20 protein-coding genes and 1 riboswitch are annotated in these 18,263 nt (G+C 67.2%); of the genes, 13 read left to right on the forward strand and 7 right to left on the reverse strand.

Going from position 1 to position 18,263, the window contains the following annotated elements; translation table 11 throughout:
* Positions 1 to 80 precede the first annotated feature (80 nt).
* The 4 genes from ACFWUR_RS27660 to ACFWUR_RS27675 all read left to right on the forward strand — a co-directional run bounded on the left by ACFWUR_RS27660 (position 81) and on the right by ACFWUR_RS27675 (position 2,948).
* Positions 81 to 539, forward strand: coding sequence for a hypothetical protein (locus tag ACFWUR_RS27660; RefSeq protein WP_378910704.1), 459 nt, complete (start codon positions 81 to 83; stop codon positions 537 to 539).
* A gap of 45 nt (positions 540 to 584) precedes the next feature.
* Positions 585 to 703, forward strand: a riboswitch (SAM riboswitch).
* Positions 704 to 720: 17 nt separating this feature from the next.
* On the forward strand, positions 721 to 1,137 hold the full coding sequence (locus tag ACFWUR_RS27665) for a rhodanese-like domain-containing protein (RefSeq protein ID WP_378910705.1): 417 nt from the start codon (positions 721 to 723) through the stop codon (positions 1,135 to 1,137).
* A 10-nt stretch (positions 1,138 to 1,147) separates the two neighbouring features.
* On the forward strand, positions 1,148 to 2,356 hold the full coding sequence (locus ACFWUR_RS27670; protein WP_378910707.1) for an O-succinylhomoserine sulfhydrylase: 1,209 nt from the start codon (positions 1,148 to 1,150) through the stop codon (positions 2,354 to 2,356).
* 58 nt (positions 2,357 to 2,414) lie between these two features.
* Entirely contained in the window at positions 2,415 to 2,948 is a 534-nt protein-coding gene (locus ACFWUR_RS27675; RefSeq protein ID WP_378910709.1) for an STM3941 family protein, read from the forward strand.
* A gap of 143 nt (positions 2,949 to 3,091) precedes the next feature.
* On the opposite strand, the gene ACFWUR_RS27680 is transcribed toward ACFWUR_RS27675, so the two are convergent.
* Positions 3,092 to 3,436, reverse strand: a complete 345-nt coding sequence (locus ACFWUR_RS27680; protein ID WP_378910710.1) for a hypothetical protein — start codon at positions 3,434 to 3,436, stop codon at positions 3,092 to 3,094.
* 99 nt (positions 3,437 to 3,535) lie between these two features.
* Entirely contained in the window at positions 3,536 to 4,546 is a 1,011-nt protein-coding gene (gene fgd, locus ACFWUR_RS27685) for a glucose-6-phosphate dehydrogenase (coenzyme-F420) (protein WP_378910711.1), read from the reverse strand.
* A gap of 158 nt (positions 4,547 to 4,704) precedes the next feature.
* Between fgd and ACFWUR_RS27690 the strand changes: the two genes are divergently transcribed.
* The 4 genes from ACFWUR_RS27690 to ACFWUR_RS27705 all read left to right on the forward strand — a co-directional run bounded on the left by ACFWUR_RS27690 (position 4,705) and on the right by ACFWUR_RS27705 (position 7,881).
* Complete coding sequence (locus ACFWUR_RS27690; RefSeq protein WP_378910747.1) at positions 4,705 to 5,463, forward strand: HAD-IIA family hydrolase; 759 nt, start codon at positions 4,705 to 4,707, stop codon at positions 5,461 to 5,463.
* A gap of 150 nt (positions 5,464 to 5,613) precedes the next feature.
* Positions 5,614 to 6,705: an LLM class flavin-dependent oxidoreductase gene (locus ACFWUR_RS27695; RefSeq protein ID WP_378910713.1), complete on the forward strand. Its 1,092-nt coding sequence runs from the start codon at positions 5,614 to 5,616 to the stop codon at positions 6,703 to 6,705.
* Positions 6,702 to 7,304: an FMN reductase gene (locus ACFWUR_RS27700; protein ID WP_378910714.1), complete on the forward strand. Its 603-nt coding sequence runs from the start codon at positions 6,702 to 6,704 to the stop codon at positions 7,302 to 7,304. The genes ACFWUR_RS27695 and ACFWUR_RS27700 overlap by 4 nt, the downstream gene beginning before the upstream one ends.
* Before the next feature lie 28 nt (positions 7,305 to 7,332).
* Positions 7,333 to 7,881, forward strand: a complete 549-nt coding sequence (locus ACFWUR_RS27705) for a YceI family protein (protein WP_378910716.1) — start codon at positions 7,333 to 7,335, stop codon at positions 7,879 to 7,881.
* A 68-nt stretch (positions 7,882 to 7,949) separates the two neighbouring features.
* Here ACFWUR_RS27705 and ACFWUR_RS27710 read toward each other — a convergent pair whose 3' ends face one another.
* A complete protein-coding gene (locus ACFWUR_RS27710; RefSeq protein ID WP_378910717.1) occupies positions 7,950 to 8,411 on the reverse strand; it encodes a MarR family winged helix-turn-helix transcriptional regulator in 462 nt (153 codons plus the stop codon).
* Positions 8,408 to 9,040, reverse strand: a complete 633-nt coding sequence (locus tag ACFWUR_RS27715; protein WP_378910719.1) for a DJ-1/PfpI family protein — start codon at positions 9,038 to 9,040, stop codon at positions 8,408 to 8,410. The genes ACFWUR_RS27710 and ACFWUR_RS27715 overlap by 4 nt, the downstream gene beginning before the upstream one ends.
* 115 nt (positions 9,041 to 9,155) lie before the next feature.
* On the opposite strand from ACFWUR_RS27715, the gene ACFWUR_RS27720 reads away from it, so the two are divergent.
* A complete protein-coding gene (locus ACFWUR_RS27720; RefSeq protein WP_378910721.1) occupies positions 9,156 to 9,374 on the forward strand; it encodes a hypothetical protein in 219 nt (72 codons plus the stop codon).
* Positions 9,375 to 9,386: 12 nt separating this feature from the next.
* Positions 9,387 to 10,484, forward strand: coding sequence for an SPFH domain-containing protein (locus ACFWUR_RS27725; protein WP_378910722.1), 1,098 nt, complete (start codon positions 9,387 to 9,389; stop codon positions 10,482 to 10,484).
* A gap of 90 nt (positions 10,485 to 10,574) precedes the next feature.
* Here ACFWUR_RS27725 and ACFWUR_RS27730 read toward each other — a convergent pair whose 3' ends face one another.
* Positions 10,575 to 10,997, reverse strand: coding sequence for a Rid family hydrolase (locus ACFWUR_RS27730; protein WP_378910724.1), 423 nt, complete (start codon positions 10,995 to 10,997; stop codon positions 10,575 to 10,577).
* A 95-nt stretch (positions 10,998 to 11,092) separates the two neighbouring features.
* Between ACFWUR_RS27730 and ACFWUR_RS27735 the strand changes: the two genes are divergently transcribed.
* The gene (locus tag ACFWUR_RS27735; protein ID WP_378910725.1) at positions 11,093 to 11,590 is read left to right on the forward strand and encodes a MarR family winged helix-turn-helix transcriptional regulator; all 498 of its coding nucleotides are present in this window, start codon (positions 11,093 to 11,095) and stop codon (positions 11,588 to 11,590) included.
* Positions 11,591 to 11,600: 10 nt separating this feature from the next.
* On the opposite strand, the gene ACFWUR_RS27740 is transcribed toward ACFWUR_RS27735, so the two are convergent.
* Entirely contained in the window at positions 11,601 to 12,107 is a 507-nt protein-coding gene (locus tag ACFWUR_RS27740) for a nitroreductase family deazaflavin-dependent oxidoreductase (protein WP_378910727.1), read from the reverse strand.
* A gap of 74 nt (positions 12,108 to 12,181) precedes the next feature.
* Between ACFWUR_RS27740 and pta the strand changes: the two genes are divergently transcribed.
* Together pta and ACFWUR_RS27750 are read left to right on the forward strand one after the other, a co-directional pair.
* Entirely contained in the window at positions 12,182 to 14,260 is a 2,079-nt protein-coding gene (gene pta / locus ACFWUR_RS27745; protein ID WP_378910728.1) for a phosphate acetyltransferase, read from the forward strand.
* Positions 14,257 to 15,456: an acetate kinase gene (locus ACFWUR_RS27750; RefSeq protein WP_378910729.1), complete on the forward strand. Its 1,200-nt coding sequence runs from the start codon at positions 14,257 to 14,259 to the stop codon at positions 15,454 to 15,456. Before pta ends, ACFWUR_RS27750 begins: the two co-directional genes overlap by 4 nt.
* Positions 15,457 to 15,464: 8 nt before the next feature.
* On the opposite strand, the gene ACFWUR_RS27755 is transcribed toward ACFWUR_RS27750, so the two are convergent.
* On the reverse strand, positions 15,465 to 18,260 hold the full coding sequence (locus ACFWUR_RS27755; protein ID WP_378910730.1) for a tetratricopeptide repeat protein: 2,796 nt from the start codon (positions 18,258 to 18,260) through the stop codon (positions 15,465 to 15,467).
* Positions 18,261 to 18,263 lie beyond the last annotated feature (3 nt).

The following is an 18,263-nucleotide window of genomic DNA, read 5'->3' on the forward strand; positions in this document are numbered from 1 at the left end:
ATCAACGCGATTCTAGCTGCGGCATCGCGGCCACCCGGCGCGCGGTGTAGCTGCCCGCGCGGGTCTGTCAGGATTACAGCATGAACGAGGAGCAAACAGGCTCGGATGACCAGCCCGTCGTGGTGGATCAGACCGACAAGCGTTCCATCGTCCCGTTCGTCGCGGCAGCGGTGGTGGCGATCATCGTGCTCATCGGCATCGTGCTGGGCGGACTGCTCTCACCCGCTGAGAAAAATGTCACAGAGGCCGACCGGCTAGCGGCCGCCGTCACCAACTATATCGACGCCCGCTCGCGCAGCGACCTGCGTCCGCCGACCGGGGTGGCCTGCCCCGGCTTCGACGAGGAGACCTCCGGCCTCGGCGAACAGCTCGGTGGCCCGAAATCCACTGTCACGATCGACGGCAAGGGTTTCGAGAACGCGACCGTCAACGGCGATCGCGCCAAAATCGACGCGACCGTGGTGGTCGACGGCAACCGCTCGACGTTCAACTGGAAACTGACCCGCGTCGACAGCGCGTGGCTGGTGTGCACCTTCTGAATCGTTTGACACGATGACCGGTGCCGAGGCAATCTCAGATCGCAAGGTCATGAGTGCCAGCGTCAAGCCCCGGCTCGCTGGTCGGCAACCCTCCTCCGCGGCGGGGTGCTCCGGGTGACGACCTGGCCGTGTGTTCCGGAGTTCCGGCACGGCAAGAGCGGATTCACGCAGGAGGATCGACATGACTTACGCCGGCGACATCACCCCTGAGAAGGCGTGGGAGCTGCTCACCGAGCATCCCGGTGCGGTACTGGTCGACGTGCGCACCGAAGGCGAGTGGGCACACATCGGCATCCCCGACACCAGCTCCATCGAACGCCCGGCCCACTTCATCGAATGGGTCGACGGCACCGGCACGCGCAACCCGGAGTTCGGCGCGCAGCTCGAGCAGGCCCTCGCCGACCGCCCCGACGACGCGCCGGTGGTGTTCCTGTGTCGCTCGGGTCAGCGCTCCGCGCACGCGGCGAACCTGGCGACGGCGGCGGGCGTGGCACCGTCCTACAACGTGCTCGACGGTTTCGAAGGCGGACCCGACGCGTTCGGTCAGCGTGGCAGCACCGGTTGGCGCGCGGTCGGCCTTCCGTGGCGTCAGGCATAAGGAGAAGAGCATGATCACCGGTGGTTCGTTCGACAAGCCACTGCCCGAAGGCGTGGGCCCGGGCACGCTCGGTGTGCGTGGCGGCCTGCGCCGTTCCGGCTTCGACGAGACGTCCGAGGCGCTGTACCTGACCTCGGGTTTCGTCTACGAGAGCGCCGAAGCCGCCGAGGCCGCGTTCACCGGCGACGTCGAGCACTACGTCTACTCGCGCTTCGGCAACCCGACTGTGGCGATGTTCGAGGAGCGCATCCGCGTGCTCGACGGTGCCGAAGCGGCCTTCGCGACCGCGTCCGGCATGTCGGCGGTGTTCACCGCGCTCGGCGCGCTGCTGAAGGCGGGCGACCGGCTCGTGGCCGCCCGCAGCCTGTTCGGCTCCTGTTTCGTGGTCTGCAACGAGATCCTCCCGCGCTGGGGCATCGAAACCGTCTTCGTCGACGGTGACGACCTCGAACAGTGGGAGCAGGCCCTCTCGGTCCCCACCCAGGCGGTCTTCTTCGAGACCCCTGCCAACCCGATGCAGACCCTCGTCGATGTCCGCAAGGTCACCGAACTCGCCCACGCCGCGGGCGCGAAGGTGGTGCTGGACAACGTCTTCGCCACCCCCCTGCTCCAGCGCGGCTTCGAACTCGGCGCCGACGTGGTCGTCTACTCCGGCACCAAGCACATCGACGGCCAGGGCCGCGTCCTCGGCGGCGCCATCCTCGGCGCCAAGGACTACATCGATGGCCCCGTCAAAACGCTGATGCGCCACACCGGCCCCGCGCTGAGCCCCTTCAACGCATGGACCTTGCTCAAGGGCCTGGAAACCATGCCGCTGCGCGTGCGCCACTCCACCGAATCGGCCCTGCGGGTGGCCGAGTTCCTGGAGACCAACACCTCGGTCGACTGGGTGAAATACCCCTTCCTGCAATCACATCCACAACACGCGCTCGCCAAGGAGCAGATGACCGGCGGCGGCACCGTCGTCACTTTCGCTCTCGCCGGCGACGACGGCAAGAAGCGAGCCTTCGAGGTCCTCAACCGCCTGCGCATCATCGACATCTCCAACAACCTCGGCGACGCCAAAACCATGATCACCCACCCTGCCACCACCACCCACCGAGCCATGGGCCCGGAAGGGCGCGCGTCGATCGGCTTGTCCGACGGGGTCGTTCGCATCTCGGTGGGCCTGGAAGACCTCGAAGATCTCCTCGGGGATCTCGACCACGCCCTCAGCTAGTCTCGAATATCCGCGCGATGACCAAAGCTGTTCGCTTCCAACGATTTACACTGCGACCATGACTTCTGGGGGAGTCGCACAACCTGCGACGTCCTACTATCCGACGCTCCTGCGCTCGGTGTCGATGATCGCGCTGTCGGCGGTGTTCGTCGCGCTGGGCGTCTGGATCGTGTTCTCCGATGACGCGCCGCTGTTGGCGCTGATCTCGGGTGTGCTGTGCATCCCGCTCGGACTCGGCGCCGGACTCTTCTTCGTCGGCCGACTGGTCCGGCGCAGGCCGGAATTGGTCTTGACCGAGGATGGACTCGACCATCGCCAGTCCGGTCGCTTCGCGTGGGACGAGGTGTCGCACGCGCGAATATTCGTCCAGCGCACCTCGGCATTTTCCACAATGCGTTACGTCCAACTCGGTCTGCACGACCCGGAGGCGTACTTCGCGCGAAGTACGCGCCGGATTCGCTTGCTGGCCAAGCTCAATCAGAAGCTCGGCTACGGCACAGTGAACCTGCCGGAATCCATGCTGGGCGCGTCCGCCGAACAGGTACTGACCGCGATGTGTCACTACCGACCGACCTTGCGCATCCTCCCGTAACCAGCACCACACCAGATCGATGACGGGCACAGGGCCGAACGCGGACGCTCGCGTGCGACCCTGCTGCGAAAACCCTTGTCGCCCTTCCTCGGTGCGGTGCTCTCAGCCGAGCGCGCGCAGGCGGGGCCAGGTATCGGCTGGATTCACTGCCTGGCGGCGTCCAGAATCGCGATGGCCTCGTCGATCGGATCGATGACGAAAAGTTCGGTTCCGGTGTCGGTGTCGATACGCAGACGTGTGCGGAGGCCGCCGCTGAACAGGCCGCCATCCGGGCTTTGCTGCCCGATGGCGCGCAGTTGGGTCAGGGGCGCTTCCCAGCGTTTGCCGCCGGTGATCGCGTCGAGGTGATTGGGTACGAAGAGCAGTCGGGTTTCGGTCAGGTGGAGGCGTCCGCCGACGGCTCTGCTGCCTTGTGTTCGATTGGCGAGTTTCTGCCAGACGACGTTCTCGGTGGCGTTCAGCGCGGGGCTACCGATCCACAATCCCATGGTTCGTGTCCTTGTGTCGTTCCGGTGTTCGTCACCGTGGATCGATCTCTGGCCGGGCGCCGTTAATCGCGCCCGGTCAGAGGTTTGAGCCGACCGGTCTCAGCCCAGTGCGCGCAGGCGGGGGGCGAGGTCTCGCTTGAACAGATCGAGGAAGCGGAGCTGGTCCTGGCCGGGGGCGTGGAAGACCAGGTGGTTGAGCCCTGCGTCGAGGTATGGCTTGATCTTGGCGACGGCCTCGTCGGGGTCGCTGGCGACGATCCAGCGCTTGGCGACCTGTTCGATCGGGAGGGCGTCGGCGGCCTTCTCCATTTCGATCGGGTCGGTGATGTCGTGCTTCTGTTCGGGGGTCAGCGAGAGCGGGGCCCAGAAGCGGGTGTTCTGGAGTGCCAGTTCGGGATCGGTGTCGTAGGAGATCTTGATCTCGATCATCTTGTCGATCTCGGCGACGTCGCGCTCGACCTTGGCGGCGCCTTCGGCGACGGCGGGCAGCAGCTTCTCGGTGTAGAGGTCCATGCCCTTGCCGGAGGTGCAGATGAACCCGTCGCCCGCTCGGCCCGCGTACCGGGCGACCACGGGGCCGCCCGCGGCGATGTAGACGGGGATGCCGCCCTTGGGAACGTCGTAGATGGAGGCGCCGACGGTGTGGAAGTACTCGCCGTCGAAATCGACGCGGTCGCCGGTCCACAGTTCGCGCATCATCTTCACCGCTTCGCGCAGGCGGGCGAAACGCTCCTTGAAATCGGGCCATTCGCCCTTATATCCGGTGGCGATCTCGTTGAGCGCTTCGCCGGTGCCGACCCCGAGCATCACCCGGCCCGGGTACAGGCAGCCCATGGTGGCGAAGGCTTGCGCGATCACGGCCGGGTTGTAGCGGAAGGTGGGGGTGAGCACGGAGGTGCCGAGCTGGATGCGCTCGGTGCGCTCGCCGACGGCGGCCAGCCAGGCCAGCGAGAACGGGGCGTGGCCGCCGTCGTGGCGCCACGGCTGGAAGTGGTCGCTCACGGTCGCGCTGTCGAGACCGTGCTGCTCGGCGGCGACGCCGAGTTCGACCAGCTCTCGCGGCCCGAACTGCTCTGCCGATGCCTTGTACCCGAGCTTGAGCTCAACCATTCCAGCCACTCCTGTCGTCCGTGGACCCCTGCCTCACGACACTAGCGCGCACCCGCGTGATCCGTGCCGTGCCGTTTCGTCACCCATCGCGGCGCGATATAGCGGACAATTAACTGGTGGCTACCAAGGATGAGCAGATCTTGTCGTATCTCACCGACATGGACGGCGTGTTGGTGCACGAGGATCAACTGATCCCCGGCGCCGACGAGTTCCTCGCCGAACTGCGCGCCAACGAGATCCCGTTCCTCGTGCTCACCAACAACTCGATCCGCACCCCGCGCGATCTGCAGGCGCGCCTTCGCCACACCGGCCTCGACATCCCCGAGGAGTCGATCTGGACCTCGGCGCTGGCCACGGCGACCTTCCTCGCCGACCAGCGGCCCAACGGCACCGCGTATGTGGTCGGCGAATCCGGCCTCACCACCGCGCTGCACGAGATCGGCTACGTGCTCACCGACAGCGATCCCGACTACGTGGTGCTCGGCGAGACCCGCACGTATTCCTTCGAAGCGATCACCACCGCGATCCGGCTGGTGGACAAGGGCGCGAAGTTCATCGCCACCAACCCCGACGCCACCGGCCCCTCGCGTGACGGGGTCTTGCCCGCCACCGGTTCGGTCGCCGCCCTGATCACGCGCGCCACCGGCAAGGAGCCGTACTACGTCGGCAAGCCGAATCCGCTCATGATGCGCTCGGCACTGCGCCAGATAGGCGCGCATTCCCAGTCGACGGTGATGATCGGCGACCGAATGGATACCGACGTCATCGCCGGCCTGGAGGCAGGCTTGCGAACAGTGCTGGTGACCTCGGGCATTTCGTCGAAGGCCTCGGTGGAGGCCTACCCCTTCCGCCCGACCGCGGTGGTCGGCTCGGTCGCCGACCTCGTCGGCCGCACCCGCCACCCTTTCGCGGACTGAGCGAATGGTCGGTTGATCACCAGGCCATGAGGGATTTTCTCTCTCGGGCGATGCCGCCCTGATGGCCTGGTGATCGAATGTCCAAGTAGGCATCGGAATAGTTCGCCGCCCCCCTGGGTTATAGTTGCCATGGCAACCAAAGGAGGGCCCGTGCAGTTCGGAATCTTCAGCGTCGGCGATGTGACCACCGATCCCACCACCGGCCGCACCCCCACCGAGGCCGAGCGGATCAAGGCGATGGTCGCGATCGCGCAGAAGGCCGAGGAGGTGGGACTCGACGTGTTCGCGATGGGCGAGCACCACAATCGACCTTTCGTGCCGTCCTCGCCGACCACGATGCTCGGCTATGTCGCGGGCCGCACCGACAAGATCACGCTGTCCACTTCCACCACGCTGATCACCACGAACGACCCGGTCAAGATCGCCGAGGACTTCGCGATGCTGCAGCACCTGGCCGACGGCCGGGTCGACCTGATGCTCGGCCGCGGCAACACCGGCCCGGTCTATCCCTGGTTCGGTAAGGACATCCGCGACGGCATCCCCCTTGCCATCGAGAACTACGCTCTGTTGCACCGGCTGTGGCGTGAAGACGTTGTGAACTGGGAAGGCAAGTTCCGTACGCCGCTGCAGTCGTTCACCTCGACACCGCGACCGCTCGACGACGTGCCGCCGTTCGTCTGGCACGGCTCGATCCGTAGCCCGGAGATCGCCGAGCAGGCCGCGTACTACGGTGACGGCTTCTTCGCCAACCACATCTTCTGGCCCACCGACCATTTCAAGCGGCTGATCGACCTGTACCGCCGTCGCTATGAGCACTACGGCCACGGCAGTGCCGACCAGGCCATTGTGGGACTCGGCGGGCAAGTGTTCCTGCGCAAGAACTCTCAGGACGCGGTGCGCGAATTCCGTCCCTATTTCGACAACGCGCCCGTCTACGGTCACGGACCGTCGCTCGAGGAGTTCACCGAGCAGACTCCGCTCACCGTGGGCAGCCCGGAGCAGGTGATCGAGAAGACGCTCACCTTCCGTGAGAACTTCGGCGACTACCAGCGCCAGCTGTTCCTGATCGACCATGCCGGATTGCCGTTGAAGACGGTGCTCGAGCAACTCGACCTGCTCGGCGAGGAAGTGATTCCGGTGTTGCGCAAGGAATTCGCGGCCCGACGCCCCGCGCATGTGCCGGACGCGCCGACCCACGCCTCGCTGCTGGCCGCGAAGGAAACGATGGAGGTGACGGCATGACCCGCATCGCCGTGGTGTCGGCCGGGCTGTCGCAGCCTTCGTCCACGCGATTGCTGGCCGACCGGCTGGCCGCCGCGACGGCGCGAGAGCTGGGCGGGCAGGTCGAGGTGGACTTCGTCGACCTGCGCGATCACGCCCGCGATCTCGCCGACAACCTGCTCACCGGGTTCCCCGCCCCGCCCCTGCGGGCGGCGATCGAGAAGGTCGTCACCGCCGACGGCCTGATCGCCGTCACCCCGATCTTCAGCGCCTCCTACAGCGGTTTGTTCAAGACGTTCTTCGATGTGCTGGAGCCGGATTCGCTGGCCGCGATGCCGGTGCTCGCCGGGGCGACCGGTGGTACCGAACGTCATTCCCTGGCTCTCGAACACGCGGTTCGTCCGCTGTTCGCCTACCTGCGCTCGATCGTCGTCCCCACCGCGGTCTACGCGGCGTCGACCGATTGGGGCGCGAACGGCGCAGATCATGCGCTGAACAACCGAATAGACCGCGCCGCAGCCGAATTCAGCGCGCTGCTCCTCGGCAGGACCGCTACCCGGCCCACCGACCCCTTTACCGATACCACCCCGTTCGAAGACCTGCTCGCAGCAAATCGCTGATCCACACCTACCCACAAGGAGAACACTCATGACCACCGCCATCGCCAAGGGACTCACCGCAGGCACCTGGGCCATCGACCCCACCCACTCCACCGTCGGCTTCGCCGTACGTCACCTGATGGTGAGCAAGGTCCGCGGCCGCTTCACCGACTTCGACGGCGCCCTCGTGATCGCCGAGGACGGCACCGCCACCGCGCACGCCGAGATCCGCGTCGACTCCCTCACCACCGACAACGCCCAGCGTGACGGACACCTGCGCACCGCCGACTTCTTCCATGCCGAGCAGTTTCCGCTGATGACCTTCAAGTCCACCGCATTCCGCGGCGAGGGCAGTGATTTCGTCGTCGACGGCGAGTTCACCGTGCGCGGCAACACCAAGCCGGTGAGCCTCGAGGTCGAGTTCCTCGGCGTGAGCCCGGGCATGGGCAACGGCCCTGTCGCCGGCTTCGAAGCCAAGACCGTGGTCTCGCGCCGCGACTTCGGCCTCGACATCGACATGCCGCTGCCCGACGGCGGCGCCGTGATCGGCGACAAGATCACCCTCACCCTCGAGATCGAGGCCGTGCTCCAGAGCTGAGCCCCTCGCCGAATCGACGCCCTCACCACCTCGTCCGGTGGTGGGGGCGTCGACCGTCGCGCATCGCTTTACGTTCGGGGCCGATCCTCGTCGGCGATGATCGTGTCGAGGGTCGCCGCGAGGCGAGTGAGGGTCGCGACCGTCGCGGCGAACTCGGTGGGACCCAGTGCCCGCGCCAGCCGGTGCGCCATGGCCGCGTGCTGCGGATTTATCCGACGAATGGCGGCCTCGCCTTCTTCGGTGATCGCGACCAGCTTGGCCCGCTTGTGCGCGGGGTTGGGCCGGTACTCGCACATACCCTTGCCGACCAGCAGGTCCGCGATCCGCTGCACGCTCTGGCGCGTGACGCCCATCGCGCGGGCGATACCGGCCACCGGCTGTGGTTGGTCCTGCACGGCGGCCATCACCTGCCACCAGGCCACCGAGATTCCGGCCGGTGCGGACAATCCGTCACCGATGGTGAGGAATTGGCCGTTGAGCCGGAAGACGGTGAGGGCGGCGCCGTCGAGCAAGTCCTGTTCCTCGTTCACACCGCGTGGCTCCCTTCGTGTTCGGCGAGCACGGCGTACCCGGCCGGGTCCTTCTGTGCGTACAGCTTGTACCAGGCCTCGAGTACGTGCGGTTCGTACAGATCGAGACGCGCGAAGATCTCCCTGGCGAACTCGAACGGTGACATGCCGTCGGCGGTGATCACGTCACGGTCGGTGATCGCCGGGACCTCGGCGTACCGCTCGGCGCCCGCGTATCCGCTGTAGACGAGGAATTCCGCCGCGTTGCTGGTGTGCGCGCGGTCGTCGAGCAAGCCCTCCTTGGCCAGCCCGAAGGTGGCGCCGCAGATCGCGGCCACCGGCACCCCGGCGTCGACGAACGCTGTGGCCTTCTGCGCGAACGCGGTCAGGTCCTGGCCCATCCACAGGTCCGCGCCGGGCAGGATCAGCATCGCGCTGTCGGTGGGGTCCAGATCGGCGACAGCGAGGTCGGGGGTCACTCGCAGGCGCCCCATGGTGGTGATCGGTTCGGTGGTGAGGCCTACCGTCGCGACCTCGAACGTTCCGGGCTCCCGGTGCCAGTTGCCGTTGGCGATGTGCGCCGTCGCGGCCCCCACTTCCCAGTCGGCGAGGGTGTCGTAGACGGCTACGTGAACTGTTTTCTTCGGCATGACAGTATGCTGTCATATTTGACAGGATACTGTCAATAAGAATTTTGCTACCGCCTGATAGCCGACCCTCCGTACGCTGACGGCATCCGGTGCGAGACAGGGAGGTTCACCCGCGATGACCGATTCCGTGCACGGCATGACGGGCACCATCACTTCGCCGATTCGGGAGGCAGGCGCACTGGGCGAGGTGCTGATCTCGATTCGCGGGGGCACCGAGCTCTACCTCGCCCGAGCAGAGGAGCCGATCGCCGCCTGGACCACCGTGTTGATCGTCGCGGTCCACCCGGGTCGCCTGGTCGACGTGGTCACCTGGATTCCGATTCCCGCTGAATGAAAGGGGCCCGCGATGCTGGGCTATCACGTTCCCGATCCCGACGAGGCCATGCTGGTCAGTGGCGCCAAGACCAAGGACGACTCCCCGTTCAAGGTGGTCATCGGGCGCGGCACCTGGGTGGTGCCACTGTTCCGGAAAGTCCGCTACCTGTCGCTGGCCATGTTCGAGTCCGAGATTCGGGAGCGCTGCGTCACCAAGCAGGCCATCCAACTCGATGTGCGTGCGGTGATCGCGTTCAAGGTCGCCAACGACACCCAGTCGATCGTCAACGCGGCACAACGCTTCCTGTCCGAACAGGAGCAGGAGATGTCGGTGCTGACCGGCCGCATCTTCTCCGGTCACCTGCGCTCGATCGTCGGCTCGATGACCGTCGAGGAGATCATCCGCGAACGCCAGAAGCTGGCCGACGAGGTACTCATCGCGTCCAAGGTGGAGATGAGCAATATCGGCCTGTGGGTCGACTCGTTCCAGATCCAGTCGATCGACGACGGCAACCTCGGCTACATCAATGCCCTTGCCGCGCCGCACAATGCGGCGGTCCAACGTGATGCCCAGATCGCCCAGGCGCAAGCTGCCCAGCGCTCCGCCGAAGCCGAACAGGAATCGTTGCGCCGTCGCGCCGAATACGAGCGCGAGACCTCGATCCTCAAGGCCGAGTACCAGCGCGACATCGACAAAGCCAATGCCGAAGCGGCACAGGCGGGCCCGCTCGCCGACGCCATCGCCAGGCAGGCCGTCCTGCACGCCCAGGCCGAACAGGCTCGGAAGAACGCCGAACTGCGCGAACAGCAGCTCCAAGCCGAAGTGGTGAAACCCGCTGAGGCGGAAGCGGAAAGAGTCCGAATCCTCGCGGTGGCCGAAGCCGACCGCACCCGCATTCAGGCCGAAGCGGCGGCGTCGAACAACCGCATCGCGTTGGACCAGATGCTCATCGAACAACTCCCCGAAATCGTCAAGCAGGCCTCGCACGGCCTCGCCGGCGCCAACCTCACCGTCCTCAACGGCCCCGACGGCGTGGGCGAGTTGCTCAACGGCATGGTCGGTCAGGGTCTGACGGTGTTCAACTCCCTGCAGAAGGCGTTGTCGAACGGCGAGGTCGACAAGGTCTGACGGTTCGAGCCGGGTGGACGTCCGAGTGCGGGCGTCCACCCCACCGCGTCGTGGCGTCGACCCCGTGGCGAGCTCGTTTCCGCGGTTCGGTCAGTCCTGTTGTCCGACCAGCGCGGTGACGCGAATCTCGACGCGCATGCCGGGCGCGCCGAGGGCCGCAACGCCGATCTCGGTCCAGATGGGCGCCCGATCGCCCATGCGCTCGCGGAACTGCTCGGCCATCACCCGGGTATGTTCGTCGCCGATCGAATCATCGGCCGTGGGGATGTGGTAGCTGTCCACGGCGATGACGTCTGTCCAGGTGGCTCCCACTGTCGCGAGAGTCCGCTCGACGTTGTCGAAGGCCTGGACGATCTCGTCCTCGAGTGACTCGGGGAAGGTGATGTCGTCGTTCCAGCCACCCTGTCCCGAGATGTCGACCCGGTCTCCGACGCGGACCGCCTGTCGGTAGTGGAGCAGGTCGAAAAGGTTCTGGCCGTACCCGGGGGTGCTGGTGAAAGTGGCGGTGCTCATTGGTGCGAACCCTTCGATTGACTTCATGTGTGAAGTCAGACTAGCGCACTTTTACTTCACGTGTGAACTCAATCGGCGCCGCTATGATAATCGGCATGACTGCGGTGACCCCAGGATCCGGCGACGCCGAGGCGGCAGCGCCCGCGTGGCTGAACCAGGAGGAGAAGGAAGCCTGGACCGGGCTGGTCTCGCTCATCCTGTTGTTGCCGGGCCGCTTGGAGGCGCCGCTGCACGCCGAGGCCGGGCTGACCCTCTTCGAGTACCTCGTGCTCAGCCACCTGTCCGAGGCTCCCGAGCGTCGAATCCGGATGAGCGAGTTGGCCTTTCTTGCCAACGGGTCCCTGTCACGGCTGTCCAACGTCGTCAAACGTTTCGAGCAGCGAGGCTGGGTCACCCGCTCGCCCGACCCCGACGATGGGCGCTACACGGTCGCGTCCCTCACCGAGGCCGGCTACGCGGTGGTCGTGGCGGCGGCCCCGACGCACGTGCGCGCGGTCCGCGAGTCCTTCCTCGACCAGGTGAGTGCCGCCGACGGACGAGCGCTGGCCCGGATCGCCGCGAAACTGCGGGTCCGCCCCGCCGACCTGGCCTGAAGCGAGCGGCTTACGTCCGGCGCAAGGCGAACATGCGCAGGTCGCGGGTGGTGCGGTCGCGGTAGGCGGCGTAGGCGCCGGTGATCTCGATGAAGCGGGCGAAGATCGCGTCCTGGTCGGCCTCGGGGACCGGGGTGGCGGTGACCGGGATCCGTTCGCCCGCGATGGCGACGGTGGCCGACGGGTCGGCGATCAGGTTCCCCGTCCACGCCGGGTGGTGCTGCTGGCCGAAGTTGGAACCGACCACGTACAGGGTGTCGCCGTCGTGCACGTAGAGCAGCGGCTGGGTGCGCGCGGCGCCGGACTTGCGACCGGTGGTGGTGAGCAGGATCACCGGGGCACCGATCGGGCCGAGGACGGTGTACTTGGCGTCGGTGCGTTCGAGCAGGGCCCGATCGAGTGGGGTGATCGTGCGGATCAGCCAAGAACCCGGTCTGGTCGCGGCGAAACGGTTGGCTGCGCGCGACAAGGGGTTGGTGCGGGAGCCCCACTGCCGATCCGGGAACTGCGATGTCATGGGCCGGACTATAACGCGATCGATCGGACCACACCGAACCCCTGAATCGCCGCCGATTCACTAAGCTCGCGAGCATGGTCGAACAAGCACCGTCCACCGTGTACATCGCCTCGCCCGAGGGTGACACCGGAAAATCTACGGTGGCACTGGGTGTCCTCGGCATGCTGTGCGCGACCACCGCGCGCGTCGGCGTGTTCCGGCCGATCACCCGCTCCGCCGACGAACCCGACTACATCCTCGAGCTGTTGCTCGAGCACAGCACCGCCGACATCAGCTACGAGCAGGCCGTCGGCGTCACCTACGAAGACGTGCACCGCGACCCCACCGCCGCGATCAGCGACATCGTGATGCGTTTCCACGATGTCGCCAAGGCGTGCGACGCGGTGGTGATCGTGGGCAGCGACTACACCGACGTCGCCAGCCCGAGCGAGTTGCGCTTCAACGCCCGCATCGCGGTGAACCTGGGCGCGCCCGTATTGCTGGTCGTTCGCGGCGCGGACCGCACCCCCGGCGAGGTGAAGCAACTGGTGGAACTGTGTACCTCCGAGCTCGCCACCGAGCACGCGCATCTGGTCGCGATCGTGGCCAACCGCTGCGCACCCGACGAGCTCGACGAGATCGCCACCACACTGTCCGGTTTCGACGTGCCGTCCTGGACGCTGCCCGAGGTGCCGTTGCTGATGGCGCCGACCATGGGCGAGCTGTGTGAGGCGATCGACGGCGAAATCTACAGTGGCGACGCGGAATTGCTGCAGCGTGAAGCGCTGCGCATCATGGTCGGCGGCATGACCGCCGAACACATCTTGGAGCGGCTCTCCGACGGGGTGGTGGTGATCGCGCCGGGCGACCGCTCCGACGTGCTGCTCAGCCTGGTGAATGCCCATGAGGCGGAGGGCTTTCCGTCGTTGGCCGGCGTGATCATGAACGGTGGTCTCCGCCCGCATCCGGCGATCGCGCGGCTGATGGAGGGTCTGCGTCCCAGGCTGCCGATCCTGGCCACCGAGCTGGGGACCTACGACACCGCCAGTGCCGTGCACGGCACCCGTGGCCGGATGTGGGCGGGCAGCCCGCGCAAGGTCGACACCGCGCTCGCGCTGATGGAGCAGCGGGTCGACGCGTCGGAACTGCTGCGGCGCGTGCAGGTTCCGTCCTCGGCGGTCGTCACACCGCAGATGTTCGAGTACCGCCTGATCGAACGCGCCCGCGCCGATCGCAAGCGCATCGTGCTGCCCGAGGGCGACGACGACCGCATCCTGCGGGCCGCGGGCCGGGTCCTGCAACGCAAGATCGCCGACCTCACCATCCTCGGCGACGAGACCTCGGTGCGCGCCCGCGCCGCCGAGCTCGGTGTCGACATCGCCGACGCCCAGGTGATGTCCCCACGAACCTCCGGCTACCTCGACGACTTCGCGGCCGAGTACACCGAACTGCGCAAACACAAGGGCATGACGCTCGAGCGGGCGCGCGAAACCATGGCCGACATCTCCTATTTCGGCACCATGATGGTGTACAAGGGAATCGCCGACGGCATGGTCTCCGGTGCCGCCCACACCACCGCGCACACGATTCGGCCCTCGTTCGAGATCATCAAGACGGTGCCCGGCGTCTCCACGGTGTCGAGCGTGTTCCTGATGTGCCTGGCCGACCGGGTGCTCGCCTACGGCGACTGCGCGGTGGTGCCCGATCCGACCTCGGAGCAGCTGGCCGATATCGCGGTGTCGTCGGCGGGTACGGCGGCCCGGTTCGGGATCGATCCACGGGTGGCGATGCTGTCGTACTCCACCGGTGCGTCCGGCACCGGCGCCGATGTCGACAAGGTCCGCGCGGCCACCGAGATCGTGCGCGAACGTGCGCCGGAACTGCCGGTGGAAGGCCCGATCCAGTACGACGCGGCGATCGAGCCCTCCGTCGCCAGCACGAAGCTGCCCGATTCCGACGTAGCCGGTAAGGCAACGGTGTTCGTCTTCCCCGACCTCAATACCGGCAACAACACCTACAAGGCGGTGCAGCGGAGCGCGGGCGCGGTCGCGATCGGGCCGGTGCTGCAGGGTCTGCGCAAGCCCGTCAACGACCTCTCGCGTGGCGCGTTGGTCGCCGACATCGTCAACACCGTGGCGATCACCGCCATCCAGGCGCAGGGAGATGCCGAGTGAGCGACCTGGTACTGGTGCTGAACAGCGGCTCCTCCTCGATCAAATATCAACTGCTGCACGCTGTCTCGGGAGACGTTCTCGCCTCCGGGCTGGTCGAGAAGATCGGCGAACCGCACGGCGGGCGGATCGCGCACGAGGCGGGCACCGCCGAACTCGAGTACAAGGGGTCGATCCCGGACCACAAAGCCGGTCTGCTGCGCGCGTTCGAGATGTTCCGCGAGACCGGCCTCGACCTGACCACCATCGGTATCGGCGCGGTCGGGCACCGGGTGGTCCACGGCGGCGAGGTGTTCTGGGAGCCGACCCTGATCACCGACGAGGTGTTGCACGCGATCGACAAACTGTCGGTGCTCGCGCCGCTGCACAACCCCGCCAATGTGGTCGGCATCGAGTCGACGACAGAGCTGCTGCCCGGCATCCCCCAGGTCGCGGTCTTCGACACGGCGTTCTTCCACGCGATGCCCGACGCCGCCAAGACCTACGCGATCGACGCGAAACTCGCGACGGCCCACGGCATTCGCAAGTACGGCTTCCACGGCACCTCGCACCAATACGTGTCGCGCAAGGCCGCGCAGTATCTGGGCAGGCCGACCGAAGAGCTGAACCAGATCGTGTTCCACCTGGGCAACGGCGCGTCCGCTTCGTCGATCCAGGGCGGCGTCGCGATCGACACCACCATGGGCATGACCCCGCTGGAGGGGCTGGTGATGGGGACGAGGCCGGGCGATCTGGACCCCGGCGTGATCCCGTATCTCATGTGGGCCGCCGATCTGGACGTGAGTCAGGTGGAACAACTGCTCAATCGCAGTTCCGGTCTCAAAGGAATGAGCGGGGTGAACGACTTCCGCGAGTTGCAGCAGCTCATCGATGGTGGCGATGCCACCGCCAAGCTCGCCTACGACGTCTACATCCACCGCCTGCGCCGCTACCTCGGCGCCTACCTGGTGGAACTGGGCACCGTCGACGTCGTCGTCTTCACCGCGGGCGTGGGCGAGAACAGTCCCGCGGTGCGCGCCGACGCACTGGCGGGGCTACAGGCACTCGGTATCGAAGTCGACCCGGCGCGTAACGAGACGAGAACCCCTGGCGTCCGCCGGATCTCACCGGACTTCGCTCCGGTGACGGTGCTGGTGGTGCCGACCAACGAAGAACTGGCCATCGCTCGCGCGGCCCACGACCTGGTCGGCGCGCGGTGATCGCGCGCTCAGAACCACGACTTGGGTCGTAGCGAGTTGGCGAGGTCGACGAGGGCGTAGCGATGGTCGCGGTCCGGTGCGTTGCGGGCCAGGGACCGCAAGCCGGTTTCGGTGCCGTCGCGCAGCTCACGTTCGGTGAAGTCGCGGCCGAACAGTTTGGCGTCCTTGCGTTTCGGGGTGTTCCCGGCCTGCAGCCAAGCCAGCGCGGTGCCCTGGACCAGCGTGCGCATGAGGGTGGCTCGGTGCTCGCCCGGCGCGATCGCCTGGGCGCGCGAGGCGGCCAGCCGCAGGATCTGTTCGTCGAGTTCGGCGACGGGGGAGCTGGTGAGCAACAACAGGATCGCGGTGGTCTGTGCGGTGGTGAAGTGCCGGGAGGCGGCGGGCACGTCGTCGAGCGCGTGCACCGCTTCGCCCACGCGCCCCGCCACCGCCAGCTGCCTGGCGAGGCCGAACGCCGCGCTCACCACCGCCCGGTCGGTGCGCCAGACGGTGTCGTAATAGCGTTCGGCGAAGCTGCGCCACTGTTCGGGCGCCGCGGAATCCCAGTGTTGCAGGATGAGTTCCGCGGTCGCCGCCAGTGCCAGCTTGGGCGCGATCTCACCCGGAAGTACCCGCAGCACCGCCTCGAACGAGGCGAAGGCGGCCTCGTAGTCGAGCTCGAGCAGGTGGGCCTGGCCGGTGAACCAGTCTGTGCGCCAATCTGATTCATCGGGCACCCGGGTGAGCATGTGCAGTACCGCCGCCGACTCGCCCAGTTCCAGTCGCGCTCGCGCCTCGGCGAAGAGCAGTTCGTTCGCCAGGGTCTCGGGGGCGTTGTCGGGGTCGGCCTCGGCGCGTTCGCGGGAGTCGTGCAGCGCCTCGAGTACCCGTTCCGGCTCCGGGTTGGCGGTGGCGGCCAGCAGCGGGGCCGACGGGTCGGCGGGGTCGATCAACGGAATCGGCAGTGCGGCAACCACCTCGCGGGAATCGAGCAGCGGTGAGCGACCGACGCCGTCGAGGTAGGCGTCGGTCTGGCTGATCAGTTCCTCGGTGCCGAAGCTGGTGCGCTGTGGACTGAACACTGTGGACAGCTGTGGATGTTCGGTGCCGGTGTCGAAAGCGAGGATCTCGCGCAGCACACCGGCCAGCTGCGCCGACATCGCCCGTGCCGACGGAAACCGCTGTGCCGGATCGGGATCGGTGGCGGTGAGCAGGAATCGGTGAAAGAACTCGTAGCGCGCCAACAGGGGTTCGTCGGCCGGGTCGGGGATACCGTCGAGGTAGCGGCCGTGCTCGCTGGGCAGGGCCAGCGTGAGCGCGGCGACGGTGCGGCCGACGGTGTAGACATCGGAGGCGGGCGTCGGCCCGGTGCGGGCAATCTCGGGTGCCTGGAAACCCTTGGTGCCGTAGAGATTTCCGTAGGCGTCGATGGTCGCGACCGCGCCGAGGTCGATCAGCTTCACCTGGTCCTCGGTGACCATCACATTGTCGGGCTTGAGGTCGTTGTAGGTGAGGCCGATCGAATGCAGGTGTTCGAGCGCGGGCAGGATCTCCAATACATAGGCGATGGCCTCGGCCAGCGGCATCTGCTCCCCGCGTGGCCTGGCATCGAGGATGTCGCGCAGCGAATGTCCGCCCACGTACTCCATCACGATGTAGCCGGTGGATCCGTCGCTGGCGGTGTGTTCGACGAAATTGTGGATCTTGACGATGCTCGGGTGCGCCACCTCGGCCAGGAACTGCCGTTCGGCCACCGCGACGGCCTGTGCCTCCGCGTCGCCCGCGTGCAACAGCCCCTTGAGCACCACCCACCGATCGCTCACATTGCGGTCGATGGCCAGATAGATCCAGCCGAGCCCACCGTGCGCGATGCACCCCTGGATCTCGTACTGCCCGGCGACCATATCGCCCTCGTGCAAAGAGGGGCGGAAATCGTAAGCAGCCCCGCAGGTTTCGCATTCGCCGCTGGTCGACGCGGCCCGCGCGGGCGTCGACCGCCCGACCGGATTGCCACAGCGCCAGCAGAAACGCCGACCTTCCGAGACCATCGGATCCGTCAGCACGGCGTCGCGCGGATCGGCCGGGGTGACCGTCGGAATCGGCACCAGCCCCGCGCCGAGCCTGCGCGTCGGCCGCGAACGCGCCGTTCGCACACTGCGCCCCGACCGCGTGGTGTTGGCCATGGTCTGCGGCGCGGAACCCCAGGCTTCGGGATCGTCGGGTGTGCCCGACGGATCGACCCGCTGCGCGGCTTCGGTGGCTGCGTGCGGTGCGGTCAGGGGGGCTCGTTGCGCGGCTTCGGTAGCCGCGTGTGGTGCGGTCACGGGGGCTCGTCGCGCGGCTTCGGTCGGCGCGTACGCCGCGGGTCCGGTTCCGGGCATCATCCCCGGTCGGCTCGCCCGCTGGGTGGCGACCTGCTCCTCGACGTGCTGCGCCGTGTCTGCGCTGTCGGCCTCGGCCGAGCGCTGGAGCGCGGCGGACTCCTCGGCGCGCCGGGTGGCATCGGTCGCCGGGGTCTGGTCGCGGCTGCTCGCCTGCTTCCTGGCGAAAGCCGCGGCCGCCGCTGCGGTGAGTTTGGGCAGCGGTCGGGTCTCGTCGTCGGCTCGGCCTGCGGGCAGCGTCCACCCGCCGGGCAGCGTGCCCGGTCGGTGCCGCTGCGTCAGCTGAGTGGACTCGCGTCGTTCCGGCTCGCTCGGGGGCGCGACCCGCGGCGTCGGGTCGGCGGGTATCGGGTCGCCGGAGGTCGGGTCGGGGCGCGCAGGAGCAGGCTCATCGCGGGCCGAATCGCGTTGTCCTGCTTCGTCAGGGGGAGGAATCGCACTCATGGC

Origin of the sequence: Nocardia sp. NPDC058633 (genome assembly GCF_042717045.1) — a bacterium.
Taxonomy (GTDB): Bacteria; Actinomycetota; Actinomycetes; order Mycobacteriales; family Mycobacteriaceae; genus Nocardia.